The 14,687-nt window shown below is 61.3% G+C and carries 16 protein-coding genes; 10 read left to right on the top strand and 6 right to left on the bottom strand.

Annotated elements, in window-relative coordinates:
* Positions 1-4 precede the first annotated feature (4 nt).
* Complete coding sequence (locus P0M12_RS09515; RefSeq protein WP_052959796.1) at positions 5-625, bottom strand: TetR family transcriptional regulator; 621 nt, start codon at positions 623-625, stop codon at positions 5-7.
* A gap of 116 nt (positions 626-741) precedes the next feature.
* Between P0M12_RS09515 and P0M12_RS09510 the strand changes: the two genes are divergently transcribed.
* The 3 genes from P0M12_RS09510 to P0M12_RS09500 all read left to right on the top strand — a co-directional run bounded on the left by P0M12_RS09510 (position 742) and on the right by P0M12_RS09500 (position 4,097).
* Positions 742-1,611, top strand: a complete 870-nt coding sequence (locus tag P0M12_RS09510) for an oxygenase MpaB family protein (protein ID WP_047269413.1) — start codon at positions 742-744, stop codon at positions 1,609-1,611.
* 104 nt (positions 1,612-1,715) lie between these two features.
* Entirely contained in the window at positions 1,716-2,855 is a 1,140-nt protein-coding gene (locus P0M12_RS09505; protein WP_042446349.1) for an EstA family serine hydrolase, read from the top strand.
* Between the two features lie 147 nt (positions 2,856-3,002).
* Positions 3,003-4,097 (top strand): GGDEF domain-containing protein, encoded by a 1,095-nt coding sequence (locus tag P0M12_RS09500; protein WP_042446343.1) that lies wholly within the window; start codon positions 3,003-3,005, stop codon positions 4,095-4,097.
* Between the two features lie 9 nt (positions 4,098-4,106).
* Here the strand turns inward: P0M12_RS09500 and P0M12_RS09495 are convergent, their stop codons facing one another.
* Positions 4,107-4,319: a hypothetical protein gene (locus P0M12_RS09495; protein WP_007730800.1), complete on the bottom strand. Its 213-nt coding sequence runs from the start codon at positions 4,317-4,319 to the stop codon at positions 4,107-4,109.
* 32 nt (positions 4,320-4,351) lie between these two features.
* Positions 4,352-5,782, bottom strand: a complete 1,431-nt coding sequence (locus P0M12_RS09490) for an MFS transporter (RefSeq protein ID WP_047269414.1) — start codon at positions 5,780-5,782, stop codon at positions 4,352-4,354.
* 63 nt (positions 5,783-5,845) lie between these two features.
* On the opposite strand from P0M12_RS09490, the gene soxR reads away from it, so the two are divergent.
* Complete coding sequence (gene soxR / locus P0M12_RS09485) at positions 5,846-6,286, top strand: redox-sensitive transcriptional activator SoxR (protein WP_003943238.1); 441 nt, start codon at positions 5,846-5,848, stop codon at positions 6,284-6,286.
* Between the two features lie 12 nt (positions 6,287-6,298).
* Here soxR and P0M12_RS09480 read toward each other — a convergent pair whose 3' ends face one another.
* From P0M12_RS09480 to P0M12_RS09470, 3 genes are all read right to left on the bottom strand, one after another.
* Positions 6,299-7,105, bottom strand: coding sequence for an ATP-binding cassette domain-containing protein (locus P0M12_RS09480; RefSeq protein WP_047269415.1), 807 nt, complete (start codon positions 7,103-7,105; stop codon positions 6,299-6,301).
* 15 nt (positions 7,106-7,120) lie between these two features.
* Positions 7,121-7,825 (bottom strand): FadR/GntR family transcriptional regulator, encoded by a 705-nt coding sequence (locus tag P0M12_RS09475; protein WP_003943086.1) that lies wholly within the window; start codon positions 7,823-7,825, stop codon positions 7,121-7,123.
* A gap of 102 nt (positions 7,826-7,927) precedes the next feature.
* A complete protein-coding gene (locus P0M12_RS09470; RefSeq protein ID WP_003943195.1) occupies positions 7,928-8,488 on the bottom strand; it encodes a QsdR family transcriptional regulator in 561 nt (186 codons plus the stop codon).
* 157 nt (positions 8,489-8,645) lie between these two features.
* On the opposite strand from P0M12_RS09470, the gene P0M12_RS09465 reads away from it, so the two are divergent.
* From P0M12_RS09465 to P0M12_RS09440, 6 genes are all read left to right on the top strand, one after another.
* Positions 8,646-9,617: a phosphotriesterase-related protein gene (locus tag P0M12_RS09465; protein WP_277377622.1), complete on the top strand. Its 972-nt coding sequence runs from the start codon at positions 8,646-8,648 to the stop codon at positions 9,615-9,617.
* 3 nt (positions 9,618-9,620) lie between these two features.
* Positions 9,621-11,276 (top strand): AMP-binding protein, encoded by a 1,656-nt coding sequence (locus P0M12_RS09460; protein WP_042446313.1) that lies wholly within the window; start codon positions 9,621-9,623, stop codon positions 11,274-11,276.
* Positions 11,277-11,525: 249 nt separating this feature from the next.
* Positions 11,526-12,917, top strand: coding sequence for an MFS transporter (locus P0M12_RS09455; protein ID WP_042446310.1), 1,392 nt, complete (start codon positions 11,526-11,528; stop codon positions 12,915-12,917).
* Positions 12,918-12,985: 68 nt separating this feature from the next.
* On the top strand, positions 12,986-13,660 hold the full coding sequence (locus tag P0M12_RS09450) for a TetR/AcrR family transcriptional regulator (RefSeq protein ID WP_003943027.1): 675 nt from the start codon (positions 12,986-12,988) through the stop codon (positions 13,658-13,660).
* Between the two features lie 38 nt (positions 13,661-13,698).
* Positions 13,699-14,331 carry an HAD family phosphatase gene (locus P0M12_RS09445; protein WP_042446307.1) on the top strand — a complete coding sequence of 211 codons (633 nt, stop codon included), beginning with the start codon at positions 13,699-13,701 and terminating at the stop codon, positions 14,329-14,331.
* A 55-nt stretch (positions 14,332-14,386) separates the two neighbouring features.
* Entirely contained in the window at positions 14,387-14,674 is a 288-nt protein-coding gene (locus tag P0M12_RS09440) for a putative quinol monooxygenase (RefSeq protein ID WP_042446304.1), read from the top strand.
* Positions 14,675-14,687: the final 13 nt, after the last annotated feature.

Below are 14,687 nucleotides of genomic sequence, written 5' to 3'. Positions count from 1 at the left end.
GAGCTCAAGACGGCGGCAGGGCGGGTGCGAGCAGGATCGCCGCACATTCGGCGACCAGTTCTTCTTCCGTCACGTCGATGTACCCGTCGAGCCATGCACTGAGGGTCTGCGCCAGGCCGCCGACCAGGAACGTGGCCGTCAGGGTCAGATGACCGCTGTCGTTCAATCGGTAGAAGGTCTTCGCGTTGGCGGCCAGGAGACCGATGAATATCGTCGTCGACGCTTGGCGTTTCTCGGCCAGGACAGGGTTCGTCAGGGCGCTGGAGAACAGTAGACGTCCGCGACGGGGATCGTTCGCGATAGTGCGGACGATGTTCGCGATTCCAGCGAGCGCCTTGCCGCGTTCGGTCTCGGCGGCGTCCACTGCAGCCTGGGTTGAAACGGCGATGTCCGTGATGACGGTGTCGTAGACGGCCGACATCAGAGCATCACGATCGGTGAAGCTCTCGTAGAAGTACCGCGCCGCGACACCGGCCTTCTTGCACACTCCGCGGACCGTCAGTTCGGGCTCGGCGGAGCCCATGAGTTCCAGACCGGCCTCGATCAGCGCCTCCCGTCGTTGGGCTACGCGGAGCGCGCCGTCGACGCCACCGTACGAACGCGGTTGGTCATTCATGAAGACCATCTTTGCATCCAGAGATTGCTTGACATCTCGGCATTTCGGCGTTTCACTCATCTGAGAACATGCGTTCGCAGATATCGACTCGAAGGGGTTCTGCCATGACGGTGAGTAGGGATTCGATGGACGGGCGCGAGGAAGCGGTGGCAGGCGGCATCGGAGCGGTCGGCGTCCAGGCGGTCGACATCGACGCCGAGGTTGAAAAGGCGATGTCCGGGCTCGGACTGTTGGCCGCAGGCGCCAACGTCATCATGCAGTTGGCGCGCCCGGCGGTGGGGTACGGCGTGTATGAGAGCAAGGTCGAGACGGGTCGGTTGGATCGGCATCCGGTGAAGCGAACCCGGACGACGCTGACGTATCTCGCCGTCGCAAGCCTGGCGACGGACGAAGAAAAGAAGCTGTACCGACGCGCAGTCAACGGCTCTCACAAGCACGTTCGCTCCGATGAGAACAGCGCGGTCGAATACAACGCGTTCGATCCCGAACTGCAGTTGTGGGTAGCCGCCTGCCTGTACCGAGGCTTCGAGGACGTCTACAAAATCTTGTACGGGGATCTCGATCCGGTCACCCGGGATGCGTTCTATCAGCGCAGCGCCACGTTCGGTACAACCCTTCAGATGCGACGCGACATGTGGCCGGCGGACCGGGATGCGTTCGAGGTCTACTGGAACGAGAACCTCGACAAGGTGGCGATCGACGAGACGATTCGTGAGCATCTCTACGGGATCGCGTCGGCGACCTTCACTCCGAAGTTGTTGCATCCCGTGGTCGGTCCGCTCAACCGATTCGTCACCACCGGGTTCCTGCCCCAAGCCTTTCGTGACGAAATGCGGCTCCCGTGGTCAGTGCGTCAGCAGCGTAACTTCGACCGATCCATGCGCGTCGCCGCGCTGGTCAATCGGTTCAGTCCGAAGATTCTGCGGATGTTTCCCTACAACTTCTATCTCTGGGATCTGCGTCGGCGCATCGCCAAGGGAATCCCGTTGGTCTGAGCCGACTCTGGCACTTGAAGTGATTGACACCACAGGTGAATCGGACACATACTCGACATAGTTGAAGTTGACGTCAAGTTTCATCATTCCTGTGGAGGCTGTCAGTGGCGAACATCGAAGGCGTATGTGACCAGCGATTCTCTGGCTTGAAGGAGGCGCTGGCACGCAATCTCGATTCCGGCGAGGACGTCGGGGCAGCGATCGCACTGACGATCGACGGCGAATCCGTCGTCGACATGTGGGGCGGTTGGGTCGACGTCGAGCACACTGCTCCTTGGTCTCGCGACACCGTTACCAATGTCTGGTCCTGCAGCAAGACCGTGACCGCACTGGCCGCGCTCATGCTCGTCGACCGCGGGTTGCTTGATCTCGACGCCCCGGTCGCGCAGTACTGGCCGGAATTCGCAGCAGCGGGCAAGGACCGAATTCGGGTCCGGCAACTGTTGTCGCACACCTCGGGTGTGTCGGGGTGGGATCAACCGTTCACCCTCGAGAACATTTGCGACGACGAATATGCCACCGCCCGGTTGGCGACGCAGGCTCCGTGGTGGGAACCGGGTACGGCATCCGGATACCACGCCCTCAACTACGGCCACCTGATCGGCGAGGTCGTCAGGCGCATCGACGGACGAACCCTCGGCCGCTTCATCGACGAGGAAATCGCCGGCCCACTCGATGCTGATTTCCGCCTGGGCTTGCCGAAGTCGGAATACGGGCGAGTCTCGAATGTGATTGCGCCACCGCCGTTGCCGATCGACATCGCGGCACTCGGGATGGACAACATCATGGTGAAGACATTCACCGCGCCGCCCGCTGACGCTACAGGTTCGTGGACCGACGGGTGGCGCGCCGCCGAGATCGGTGCGGCCAACGGTCATTCGAATGCGAGGGCACTCGCAAGGATCCAATCGGTGATCGCGTGCGGTGGCAAGGTCGGTGACGTTCGCTTGCTGTCGGAGGAAACGATCGACAAGATCTTCGAGGAGCAGTCGTACGGGGTCGACCTCGTCCTCGGCGTGCCGGTCCGCTTCGGCGTCGGATTCGGATTGCCGACGCCCGAGTCCGTCCCGTTCATTCCGGAGGGGCGAATCTGCTTCTGGGGAGGTTGGGGTGGCTCGCAGATCATCATCGACACCGAGAAGCGCATGACGTTCTCGTACGTGATGAACAAGATGGGGCCGGGTCTGCTCGGTTCCGAGAGATCGGCGCAGTACGTATCGGCGGCCTACGACGCTTTGAGTTGATCGACCGATTCAAATCCGGCAGAACGGTTTTTGTCTGTCGCCGCTGACTATGCTGCCGGATATGCCAGTGTGCTCCGGGGGGAAATCAGCGAGTCCGTTTCGTCGAAGTACGCCCAAAAGTTGCGGAGCTGCATCGGCTGATCGGCGATGAACGGTTTGGTCGACGTCGTCATGCGCTGGTGGCAGTTGCCGGACCAGTTCCACAGTTTCAGCAGGTACCTCCAGGACCGCGGGTTCTTGACTTCCTGCCGGGCGCTGGTCGGCGGAACAGCATTCTGGATGGGGCTGGTGTTGCTGTCGGCGCGATTCAGTGACGTCGGTCCGCAAGGTACGTTCTGGCGAGCGGTCAATCTGGCGGTCATCGCGCTGTGCCTCGGCGCGGCCCTGATCTGGTGGCTGTTTCCGCCGACGCCGCTGTGGTCGTACACCTTTGTCGTGGGTTCCGACGTCGCGATTGCGGCGGCGGCCGCAACCGACTCGGAACCGCTGGGACGACTCATCGCGTGCGTCGTTTTCGCGTCGATCGGCGGCTACATCGCGTTCTTCCACAATCCGAAACTCCAAGTCGGTCACTTGGTCTTCGCCTCGACCGTCACGGTGCTTTCGGGGTGGACTTTGTTGTTCGGGCCAGCAGCGGACGTCGGCTTGGGACTGGCGAAGATCTCGGTTGTGCTGGCTACGATCATCGTGATTCCTGTTGTGTCACAGATTGTTCTGGCGGTCCTGGGTTCGGATGCCACTACCTCCGACATCGACCCGTTGACCGGACTGCTCAACCGTCGCGGATTGGCGCGTCGGGTGAATGACTTGATGGGCGCTCCGGTCACCGAAGCGGATGCGCTGCTCGTAGTGGTGATCGACCTCGATCGCTTCAAGACGATCAACGACGTTCACGGCCATGACGTAGGAGACAGCACGATCATGCGAACTGCACTGCGCATCCGTTTGTGGACAACCCAGTCCGCCTTGACTGCTCGTATGGGCGGTGACGAGTTCGTCGTGGTCGAACGGGTACCGGTCAGCGTGATCTCCAGGCTGGAAGGACAGATCCGCTCCGCGATGGACGGAGCGAACGATGACCCTCCGACGAGCGCGAGCATCGGAATGGCGGTCCGCACCGCGCCCCGGAATCCGGGTGAGTCCGTCGACGCTGCTTTTGCCGAACTCTTCCGCGTCGCGGACTCGGTGATGTACGAAGCGAAGCGCGAAGGTGGCAACCAGGTGCGGGCGAGCTTGGTCTGATGTGAGAGCTCAGTCGGCGAAGCTCAGACCACGTTCGGCGAGTGCTTCGCGCAGAATCCTCAAGGCCTTCGGTCCCATCCCGTGCAAAGCGCCGAGTTCCTTCTCGGACACGGACGTCAGCTGCGCGAGATGGGTGTAACCCGCTGCGATCAGCGCGCGCTGTGCGGGAGCTCCCGTCTTCGGGAAGTCGGTTTCCACTGTGCCCGGATCCGGTTCTGTCACTGGCCAACTCCTCCGTGTGGGTTTCTCACAGTTTAGCGAGCGTCGTGAACGATTTCGGGGCTGCCGATTTTGTCGGGCGTTCGCGGAAGTGCGCGAGCTGCCACGGCAATGCCGATGATCGAGACAGCGGCGAAGGTGAAGAGAAGCAATTGCGCAGAACGAAGCGTCGACGGTTCGCCGATGTTGACCAGCACTCCGGCCAGGGCTGCACCGAAAGCATTGGCGATCAGCTGAACGGTGTTGATGGCAGCCGAGGCACGCGCACCTTCTCCGGGATCGGTGACCGAGGTCATCGCCCCGACTGCAAGATGAGGCCAGGCGATGCCGATTCCGACGCCGGCGAACAGCAGTCCGATCACCCACGCGACCATCGCACCGGCGCCGGCGTGTTCGGTGAGAAATGCTGCCATGATGCCCAACCCGATCGCGACGAGGATCGGACCGCTGACAACGATTCGTCGCACGATACGAGGGGTCGTGGCCGAGGCGCTCGGGATTTCGCCGAGAGTCCAGCCGAGAGCGAGTGCGGCCCCGAGGAATCCGGCCGCGAGAGGCGCCAGGCCGGCAAGTCGTTGCCCGAAGAGTGGAATGAACGTCTCGACGGTCGACGCGACGGCGAGGACGACGATGGTCAGGTACACCCATTTGAGAGATGACGCGTTGAACGTCGACGGCGGTAGTACGCCGTGGCGCGAGCGACGGTCAGCGGCGACAAAAGCGATCAGTAGCAGCACAGCGGCGAGAACCATTGCGGCGGTCACGGCGAGGTTGGACAGAATTCCGGCAACGCTGACCAGCAAAGCTGCCGCAGTCAGCAATGCCAGCGAGAGGACCGGCACCGGGCTACTGGTGGTGCTGCCCGGTTCATGTGCCGGTAGCGCGCTGGGGACGAGAGCGGCGACTGCGATCGTCGCGATGACCAGGACGCCGAAAGCCCATCGCCAGGCTCCGAACTGAGCAAAGACACCGCCGATTGCAGGGCCGGCGAAGGTGCCGACTCCCCACATCGCCGAAACCAGCGCGGCCCCGCGAGTCCACAGATGTCTGGGGAGCGCGGCATTGATGACGGCGTAACCGAGACCGGCCAGCAGGCCACCGCCCGAACCCTGGATCGTGCGGCCGACCAACAGCAATTCCATCGTCGGGCTGACCGCACAGACAACGGTGCCGAGCGCGAAGATCGCGAGGCCGATCAGGTAGGCCCCGCGCGGTCCCCTGGCGGCGAGGACGTTGGTGACCAACATCGAAGAGATGACGGAAGCAATGAGGAAGACCGTCGCGGTCCAGGCGTAGTACTGCTGACCGCCGATGTCGTCGATGGCAGTCGGAAGCAGGCTGGTCGTCAGGTAGACGTTGGTCGCGTACAGCGCAACGCCGCCTGCGAGGACGGTAGCGGTGCCGAGGTATCGACCGCTCAGGAGCTGCCGCCAGGTTCCGGTGGGAGCATCGGTGGGGGAGTGCATGTTGTCGAAGGTAGAATCTCGAGTGCGCTTCAGGTCAATGTCGCGCAGCCATTGGGAGGCAGAATGATCCGTAAGAGTGACGAACTTCTCTCGATCGGCGAGGTATCGGAGCGCACTGGCGTCGCCGTGTCGGCTGTGCGCTACTACGAAACACTCGGTCTGGTTCCTGCGGAGCGGACGGCAGGAAATATGAGGAAGTTCCCGCGGCATTCGATCCGGCGGGTGTCGCTGATCCAGTTGGCAGTCAGATTCGGGATACCCCTGGCCGAAGTTGCCGAAGTATTCGGATCGTTGCCGCAGGGGCGAACTCCGACGAAGAAGGACTGGCGCAAGATTTCCACGGAGTGGAATCAGCGCCTCGAGGATCGCAAGCAGGCCATCAACCGGATGCAGGACGAACTGACGGGCTGTATCGGCTGCGGGTGTCTGTCACTGAAAACATGCAACCTGCTCAACCCTGGAGACGAACTGGGCCGGGAGGGACCCGGCGCCAGACGTCTCTGAAACTACTGTCGGTCACACTCTTTCGCGTGGCCGCGACTGAGCATTCCACCGACCACCACGACGCTCGATCTCGATGGGATGCGAGAAGCACTCGCTGATGTTCTGGGTGGTGATCACATCCTCGGCGAGGCCGCTGGCGGTCACGACGCCGTCCTTGATCAGAAGAGCATGTGTGGTGGTGCTGGGGATCTCCTCGATGTGGTGCGTCACGAGGATGCTGGCAAGTGACGGGTTCTGATTGCGGAGGTCGTCCAGTGCCGTCAAGAGTTGTTCGCGTGCAGCAAGATCGAGCCCGGTCGCCGGTTCGTCGAGCAGAAGCAGGCGCGGTTCGACCATGAGTGCGCGGGCGATCAGGGTTCGTCCCCGTTCGCCTTGGGACAAGTTGGGCCACAGCGCGTCTGAACGCGGACTCATTCCGAGTAGATCGATCAGTGCGTCGGCATGAGCCTCTTGCTCCGGCGTCGGTGACCAGCGCGGCATCACCTCGGTGGTGTTGGTGAGGCCGGTGATCACGACGTTGCGGACGGTGATCGGAATTCCGATCGTGTGACGAGGGTTCACGTGCCCGATGTCCATCCGCAGTTCCCTCATGTCGACGCGGCCCAACTTGTGGCCGAGGACGTAAACGGAACCGCGAGTCGGGTGGGCGGTTGCTCCGAGCAGGCTCAGAAGCGTGCTCTTGCCCGCGCCGTTCGCGCCGAGGAGGACCCAGTGTTGTCCGGGTTCGATCGAAATGTTGATGTCTTTCAACAAGTATCGGCCGTCGCGGACGAGATCCACGTGTTCGGTCGACAGAACTGTGCCGGTGGGGTGTTGCACGAGAACTAACCTCTCTTAGGCGTCGAGCACACGCAGTCGTCGTAGGACGGTGTCGATGTTTGCTCGAGTTGCCGCTACCGCGGCTTCTGGGTCGGCGTCTTGAAGGGCCTCGACCAACTGATCATGGGCATGTGAGGTGTCGGGGACGCCGGCCTCGTGGGCCATCATCTCGACGAGGGATTCACGAAGGAGTGGACGCACCGACGTGAAAAGCGAGAGCAGAACTGCGTTTCCGGACAGCCGAACGACTTCGGTGTGGAAGTCGAGGTCGACGTCGACGAACTTCTCGACATCACCCTCGAAATGACTGTGTCGCATGGTCAGTCGCCGCCGCAGGCCGTCGAGGTCCTCGGGTTGTACCCGCTCCGCGGCCAGTCTGGCGGCCTCGATCTCGAGTGCGCGACGGACTTCGAAGACCTCGAGGATCCTCGAGCGTCGAAGAAGTTTGGTGAATTCGTCGACGTGCTCGAGTTCGGACGCGGCAGCCACGAAGGTTCCGACGCCGTGTCGGACTTCGAGTAGTCCGTCGCGAGCGAGGAGGCGGATTGCCTCGCGAATCGAGGAACGCCCGACGCCGAGTTCGACGGCGAGGGCCGCCTCGCTCGGTATGCGCTCGGACGGCGCCCACGTTCCGTGCATGATTCGCCCGCGCAGCAACTGTTCGAGTTGCGGTACCAGCGGACCACTGCGAAGTGTGAATCCTGTGTGGTCGTCGGACACGGCTTGCCTCTCGGGTGGGTACCGAAAGAGTAACAACTCATCAGACGTCTGAGGACTCGGGTGGCCGGTGTGTCGCCGTAGTGTTCACGCGGTCGAAGCGTGTCAGTTGCGGGTGACGCCGAGGAGCAGTGCGATCAGGTCGAGGGCAGTCTCGATCTCGGCCTTTTCTCGGCCGAGCAGGGGGGCGTAGAGGTGTACGTCGCAGATGCGGACGAGGGCTTCGCCCAGTACTTGCGGCGAGAGCGTGATCGTCAGTTGGCCGGCGTCGACCTGGGACTGCAAGATTTCGGCGGTGATGGAGGCGGAGATCGATTCGATGGAGCCGGGCATCATCGCGAGTTTGATGAACACCATCGGTTCGCGTTTGGTCAGCGCGCGCAGTTCTGTCGACGATTCCACCGATCGCATAACGCGGCCGAAGACGTCGAGAATGTACTCCGGACCTTGCCCCGACGCCTGTGACATCGCCTTTCGGTATGTCCGTTCGGTGGCCTCGGCCAGCACTGTTCCGAGCAGTTCGTCGCGGTTGCCGACCCAGCGGTACAGCGTCGCGCGGCCTACGCCGAGACGTTCGGCGAGCAGTGACATGTCGAGTGGTTCCTCCGCGAGGTACATGCTCGCGGCGGTGTCGATCGCGCGTCGGCGTTCGAGGTCGGTAGGCATCGGGACATTCTCTCCGGTTGTCCGGTACTGCACAATTTCGGCCGTTGAAAAATGGTGAGCCTCGGGGGATCGAGCCTATTGACGAACCTGGCCACGTGAGACACACTAGCTCATTGTCTCATGTTAGTGATGGCGATCACAGTCAGGGGTTCGATCGATGAGTTCAGTACAAACCGTTCGTCGGCCGGTGGACACAGCCGATCTGGGAAAGGTGTTGATGCACGAGCATGTCTTCGTTCTGGGTGAGGAGTTGCGCCAGAACTACCCCGACTACCCCGAACCCTGGGACGAGGAAGTACGGGTAGCGGACGCGGTGGCAAAGCTGACCGAGGTGAAGTCCCGCGGAATCAGCACGATCGTCGATCCCACGGTGATCGGCCTCGGCCGGTACATTCCGCGAATCGTCCGGATCAACGAGCAGGTCGATCTCAACATCATCGTTGCTACCGGCATCTATACCTACAACGACATTCCCTTCCAATTCCATTACACCGGACCGGGATTGCTGTTCGACGGCCCCGAGCCGATGGTCGAACTGTTCGTCAAGGACATCAGGGAAGGAATCGCCGGAACCGGTGTCCGAGCCTCCTTCCTGAAGTGCGCCATCGAGGAGCCGGGCCTTACCCCCGGCGTCGAGCGGGTCATGCGCGCGGTCGGACAGTCGCAGGTGGAAACGGGAGTGCCGATCACCGTGCACACCAATCCGCACACTGAATCCGGGCTGGTCGCGCAGAAGGTTCTGGCCGAAGAGGGTGCGGATCTGACCAAGGTGGTCATCGGTCACTCCGGCGACACCACGGATCTCGACTACTTGTGTGCGCTGGCCGATGCCGGTTCGCTACTGGGGATGGACCGTTTCGGTCTCGAACCGTTCCTGTCGTTCGAGGATCGTGTCAACACCGTGGTGGAGATGGCCCGTCGCGGTTACGCGGAGAAGATGGTTCTGGCACATGACGCGTCCTGTTTCATCGACTACTTCCCCAGCGCGGCAAGAGAAGTGGCACTTCCGAACTGGAACTACACCCACATCAGTGATGATGTCATTCCGGCGCTGCTCGAACGTGGTGTCACCGAAGACCAGGTCAAGGCGATGCTGGTGGACAACCCACGTCGGTACTTCGAGAGCTGAGATATGACCAACGTGTACGAGAGCAAGCCCTGGCTCGCCAATTACGACGCCGACACTCCGCCGAACGTAGACATCGAGCACGTCGACGCCCTCGCGATGTTCCGTGCTTCGCTGGAGCGTGATCGCACCGCCCCGATCATCAGGTACTTCGACAGGACCGTCAGCTTTGCCGAGCTCGACGAGATGTCGGATGCGCTTGCCGTAGCCCTCGCCAAGGATGGAATCGGGTTCGCAGACAGAGTTTCCTTTGTCCTGCAGAATGTTCCGCAGTTCGTGATCGCGACAGTCGCGATCTGGAAGCTCGGTGCCGTCGTCGTTCCGGTCAATCCGATGTACCGCGACCGTGAGCTGTCCACCGTACTGGCCGACAGCGGAGCGGTAGCAGTCATCTGTCTCGAGTCCTCGGCCGAGACCGTGGCGACTGCGTCCGAGGGCACCGAAGTGCGACGGGTCATCACTACGTCGGAACGGGATTTTCAGTCGCGCGACGATGAACGGATCTTCGGTTCGGCGTCCAGGATTCGTCATGATGGATTTCCGGATCTACTGGAATTGATCGAGGCTCATCGAGGGCAGAAGCCCGAGAAGGTCGATCTGTCTCCGGAAGACCTTGCCTACCTTCCTTATACGTCGGGGACGACCGGCCCGCCGAAGGGGTCGATGAACACGCACTCAAATGTCGTGTTCGCAGCGCAGATCTATCGGGACTGGCTGGGGTTGCGCCCCGGCGGCGCGATGTTCGCGGTGGCGCCACTGTTCCATATCACCGGGTTGATCGGGCACGTCGCGGCTCCACTCCTGGCCGGCGCGCCCACGATTCTGACTTGCCGATTCCATCCCATCGTTGCAGCGGAGTCGATTTCGGAGCATCGGGCTACCGCGATCATCGGAGCGATCACGGTATTCATCGCGTGGACGGACAGCGCCGCAGTCTCGAAGGAATCTTTGAGCTCTCTCGAGTCGGTGTATTCAGGTGGCGCGCCGATCCCGCACGCGGCGTTGGAAGCGTTCCGGGCGAAGTTCGGTCACTACATTCACAACGGCTACGGGCTGACCGAGACGAACAGCCCGGCAATCGTGGTGCCGAATTCGCGTGAAGCGCCGGTAGATCCGGCGTCGGGGGCCGTTGCTGTCGGCGTACCGGTATCGAATACGTACGCCGAGGTGGTGGACGAGAACGACAAGCCGGTACAGGTCGGGGAGTACGGCGAGATCGTGGTCTCCGGTCCCCAGGTTGCACTCGGATACTGGAACAAGCCGGACGAGACCGCACATGCCATGCCGGACGGGCGTTTTCACACCGGCGACATCGGATTCATGGACGGCGACGGTTGGTTTTACATCGTCGACCGGATGAAGGATCAGATAAATGCCTCGGGCTTCAAAGTGTGGCCACGCGAAGTGGAAGATGTTCTCTACGAACACCCCGCCGTACGAGAGGCTGCTGTCGTCGGTGTCATGGATCCGTATCGCGGCGAAACCGTGAAGGCCTTCGTGTCCTTCAAGGACGGTGCCGAGGCGACCACCGAGGATCTGGTCGAGTTCTGCAAGGAAAGGCTTGCAGCATACAAGTATCCACGCATCGTCGAGGTCATGAATGACCTGCCGAAAACAGTGAGCGGCAAGATTCTTCGTCGTGAACTGCGGGTACCGAACTAGATCTGCCTGACAAACGAATTGCCGGCCGCCGACAAGGTGAGCCGGCCATTCGTCGTGGTGGCTGACGAGCATCGGTGGGGATTTAGTCCCCTATGCGGCAATGCATTTCAGTGATTGACATCACTCTTTTTGTATCGCAGACTGATCGCAACGCCACAGAGTTGAAGTTGGTGTCAGTTTCTACTTCTGGCCCGGTTCCGCTTCTCAACTCCCGGCGCGACGAGCGTCCGACCCATCGAGGAGTAACCCATGACGAGATCGGCAGTGGATTCGAGCACGCAGGCAGGGGGCCTGTCCGATCAGGAACGGAAGAAGAAGAAGGCGCACCGCAAACTTCTAGGCGCGGGACTGCTTGGCAGTTCCATCGAGTGGTACGACTTCTTCCTGTACGGAACGGCTGCGGCACTGGTCTTTCCGCATGTGTTCTTCCCCGATTCATCCGCACTGATGGGCACACTGCTCTCGTTCAGTACGTTCTGGGCCGGCTTCGTTGCCCGCCCCATCGGCGGTTTGGTCGCCGGACACTTCGGCGACAAGTACGGACGTAAGCCCGCCGTCGTCACCTGCCTGTTGCTGATGGCTATCGCGACGTTCCTGATCGGCGCGATTCCGAGTGCTTCGGCAATCGGCGTCGTCGCTCCGATTCTCCTCGTGACACTGCGATTCATCCAAGGTCTCGCCTGCGGTGGCCAGTGGGGCGGAATCGTCCTTCTCCTCACCGAATCAGCGAGTCCCAAGAAGCGCGGATTCTCAGGCACTTTCGGTCAGATGGGTGTTTCGTTCGGTGTAGTGCTTGGCAACCTGGTCTTCCTCGTCGCGACCGCGACCATTTCCAATGATGCATTCCTGAGCTGGGGTTGGCGAGTTCCGTTCTTCGCCAGCGCGCTGCTCTTCCCTGTGGTTCTGTACATCCAGACGAAGGTCGAGGACACGCCGGAATTCCTCGAGTTGCAGGAAGACGCCAAGAAGAACCAAAAGGACGTCGTCGTTCAGGCTCCACTGGCGCAGGCGCTCAAGGATCACTGGCGCAAGATTCTGCTCGGTTGCGGACTTCTGGCCGCCACCAATGCACTGTTCTACATCAGCATCGCCGGCGTGCTCAGCTACGGCACAACCGAACTGGGGTTGAAGCGGAACTCACTGCTCATCATCTCGCTCCTGAGCGCGTTGCTGACAGTCGGCGTGGTGCTGTGGTCCGGGAAGATGTCCGACAAGATCGGTCGTCGTCCGATGATCCTGATCGGCGCCGCGGCGATCGTGGTCTGGGCATTCCCGTACTTCTGGTTGATCAACACCAAGTCTCTGCCGCTGTTCTTCATCGCGGTGACAGTCGGCAGCGTGTTCCAGTCGATGACCTACGGGCCGATCGCTGCGTACATGGGTGAGCTGTTCGCGCCCAACGTGCGTTACTCGGCAGCATCGTTGGCGTACCAGCTGGCGGCGATCACGGTCAGCGGTGGTACTCCGTTCATCATGACGGCACTCATCGCGAAGACCGGGACCACTACATGGGTTGCCGTGTTCGTGGCCCTCATGGGTCTGGTGACCTTCTTCAGTGCCTGGGTGCTGAAAGAGACCAACCCGAAGGAAGTTCGGGACGATCCGAACGCAATACCGGGCGCGCACCTGTACGCCAAGTAACTCTTTCGGTTTCGAGCAGACGCCCGCTATCGGTCACCGGTAGCGGGCGTCTGACGTATAACTGGAGCATGGCTGCAGCACGCACAGGCTCCGAAGATGCTTCGTCGACAGTGTCACGGGAACTCCCCTCCACTCAGCGTGGCTTGCGTACGCGTCGAGCGTTGATCGATGCGGCCCGCACCGTTTTCGAACGGTCCGGCTATCTGGACTCGCGGCTGATCGACATCACTGTGGAGGCGCAGTGCTCGGCCGGTACTTTCTACACCTACTTCGCGAGCAAGGAAGAGATCTTCGCGGCAGTGATGGAGTTGGCACGCGAAGACATGATGCATCCGGGTATGCCGCACACTCCGAAAGGCGCGGATCCTGCTGAGGTCATCGCGGCGAGTAACCGCGCGTACCTCGAGGCGTACCGACGGAACGCGAAGCTGATGGGACTGCTCGAGCAGGTAGCAAGCATCGATCCGGAGTTCCGGGTTCTCCGCCTCGAGCGTGCTGACGCGTTTGTTCGACGCAACGCGCGCAGTATCGAGAAGCTGCAGAAAGCCGGACTGGCGGACGCGAATCTGGATCCGCTACTGACGTCTCGGGCACTCTCCGGGATGATCAGTCGACTTGCGTTCGGGTACTTCGTATCCCGCGGCGGCGAGGATGGCGCCGCCGGAGTGACCTTCGACGGTCTGCTCGATACCGTCAACCGGTTGTGGATCAACACTTTGCAATTCTCGCTACGCCAAAATTGATGTTGACGCCGGGTTCATGTTTGGTGTCTGATGGAGCAATGACACCCACGCGTACGGCAGTGCTCGTCGATTTCGGTGGAGTTCTCACCTCCAGTGTGCTGCGGGCCTTCGAAGATTTCGGGGCCTCGCTTGGCGGCGACCCACGACTTCCGTTGACCCTGCTCTCCCGCGACGACGTCTCGAAAAAACTGCTCTCCGATCACGAATCCGGAAAGATCGACCAGGAGGCCTTCGAAGCAGGATTCGGGGAACGGCTACGAGCGCACGGCGCCGTCGTGGACAGCGAAGGATTGGTCGACCGTATGCAGGCCGGGCTTGTCCGAGACGAAGAGATGGTGCGACTGATTGCGGACGTCCGAGCGGCGGGTCACCCTGTTGCGCTCGTGTCCAATGCTTTCGGGCGTGATTGCTACGCGGGTTTTGTGCTCGAGGACCTCGCCGACGAAGTGGTGATCTCCTCGGAAGTCGGGATTCGTAAGCCCTCTCGTCAGATCTACACCATCGCGTGCGAGCGGCTGGGTGTTGCGCCCGAAGGCGCCGTGATGATCGACGACCTGCAACAGAACCTCGACGGCGCGGCACGATTGGGGATCGCCGGCATTCTCCACACCGATGCGGAAAGCACTCGCAGTCAGTTGGAATCGACGTTCGGACTACTGCCCATGCAGTGAAACTGTAGGTTCTCGGTAACACTCGAATACTGCTGGAACACTTTTGGAGGAATGAATGATTGCTGTCATCGCGGATATCACCGTCAAAGACGGAAGCGGCGAACAGTTCGAAGCCGTAGTCGCCGAACTTGCCGAGAAGGTGCGCACGGAAGAGCCCGGAACGGTTCTGTATCAACTGATCCGCTCGAAGACGGATACGAATTCCTACAAGTTCATGGAGCTGTATCAAGACGGTGCTGCGATCAAGGCCCATGGATCGTCCGAGCATTTCCAGGCCGCGGGAAAGGCGATGGCGCCCTTCCTCGCAGGCGCCCCGCAGATCGAGTACTTCGACGCACTCTGAGCGTATGGACAGG

Origin of the sequence: Rhodococcus sp. RCBS9, assembly GCF_029457415.1 — a bacterium.
Taxonomy (GTDB): Bacteria; Actinomycetota; Actinomycetes; order Mycobacteriales; family Mycobacteriaceae; genus Rhodococcus_F; species Rhodococcus_F qingshengii.
The sequence above is the reverse complement of the archived record's forward strand: the minus strand, read 5'-3'. Positions and strand labels throughout refer to the sequence as shown.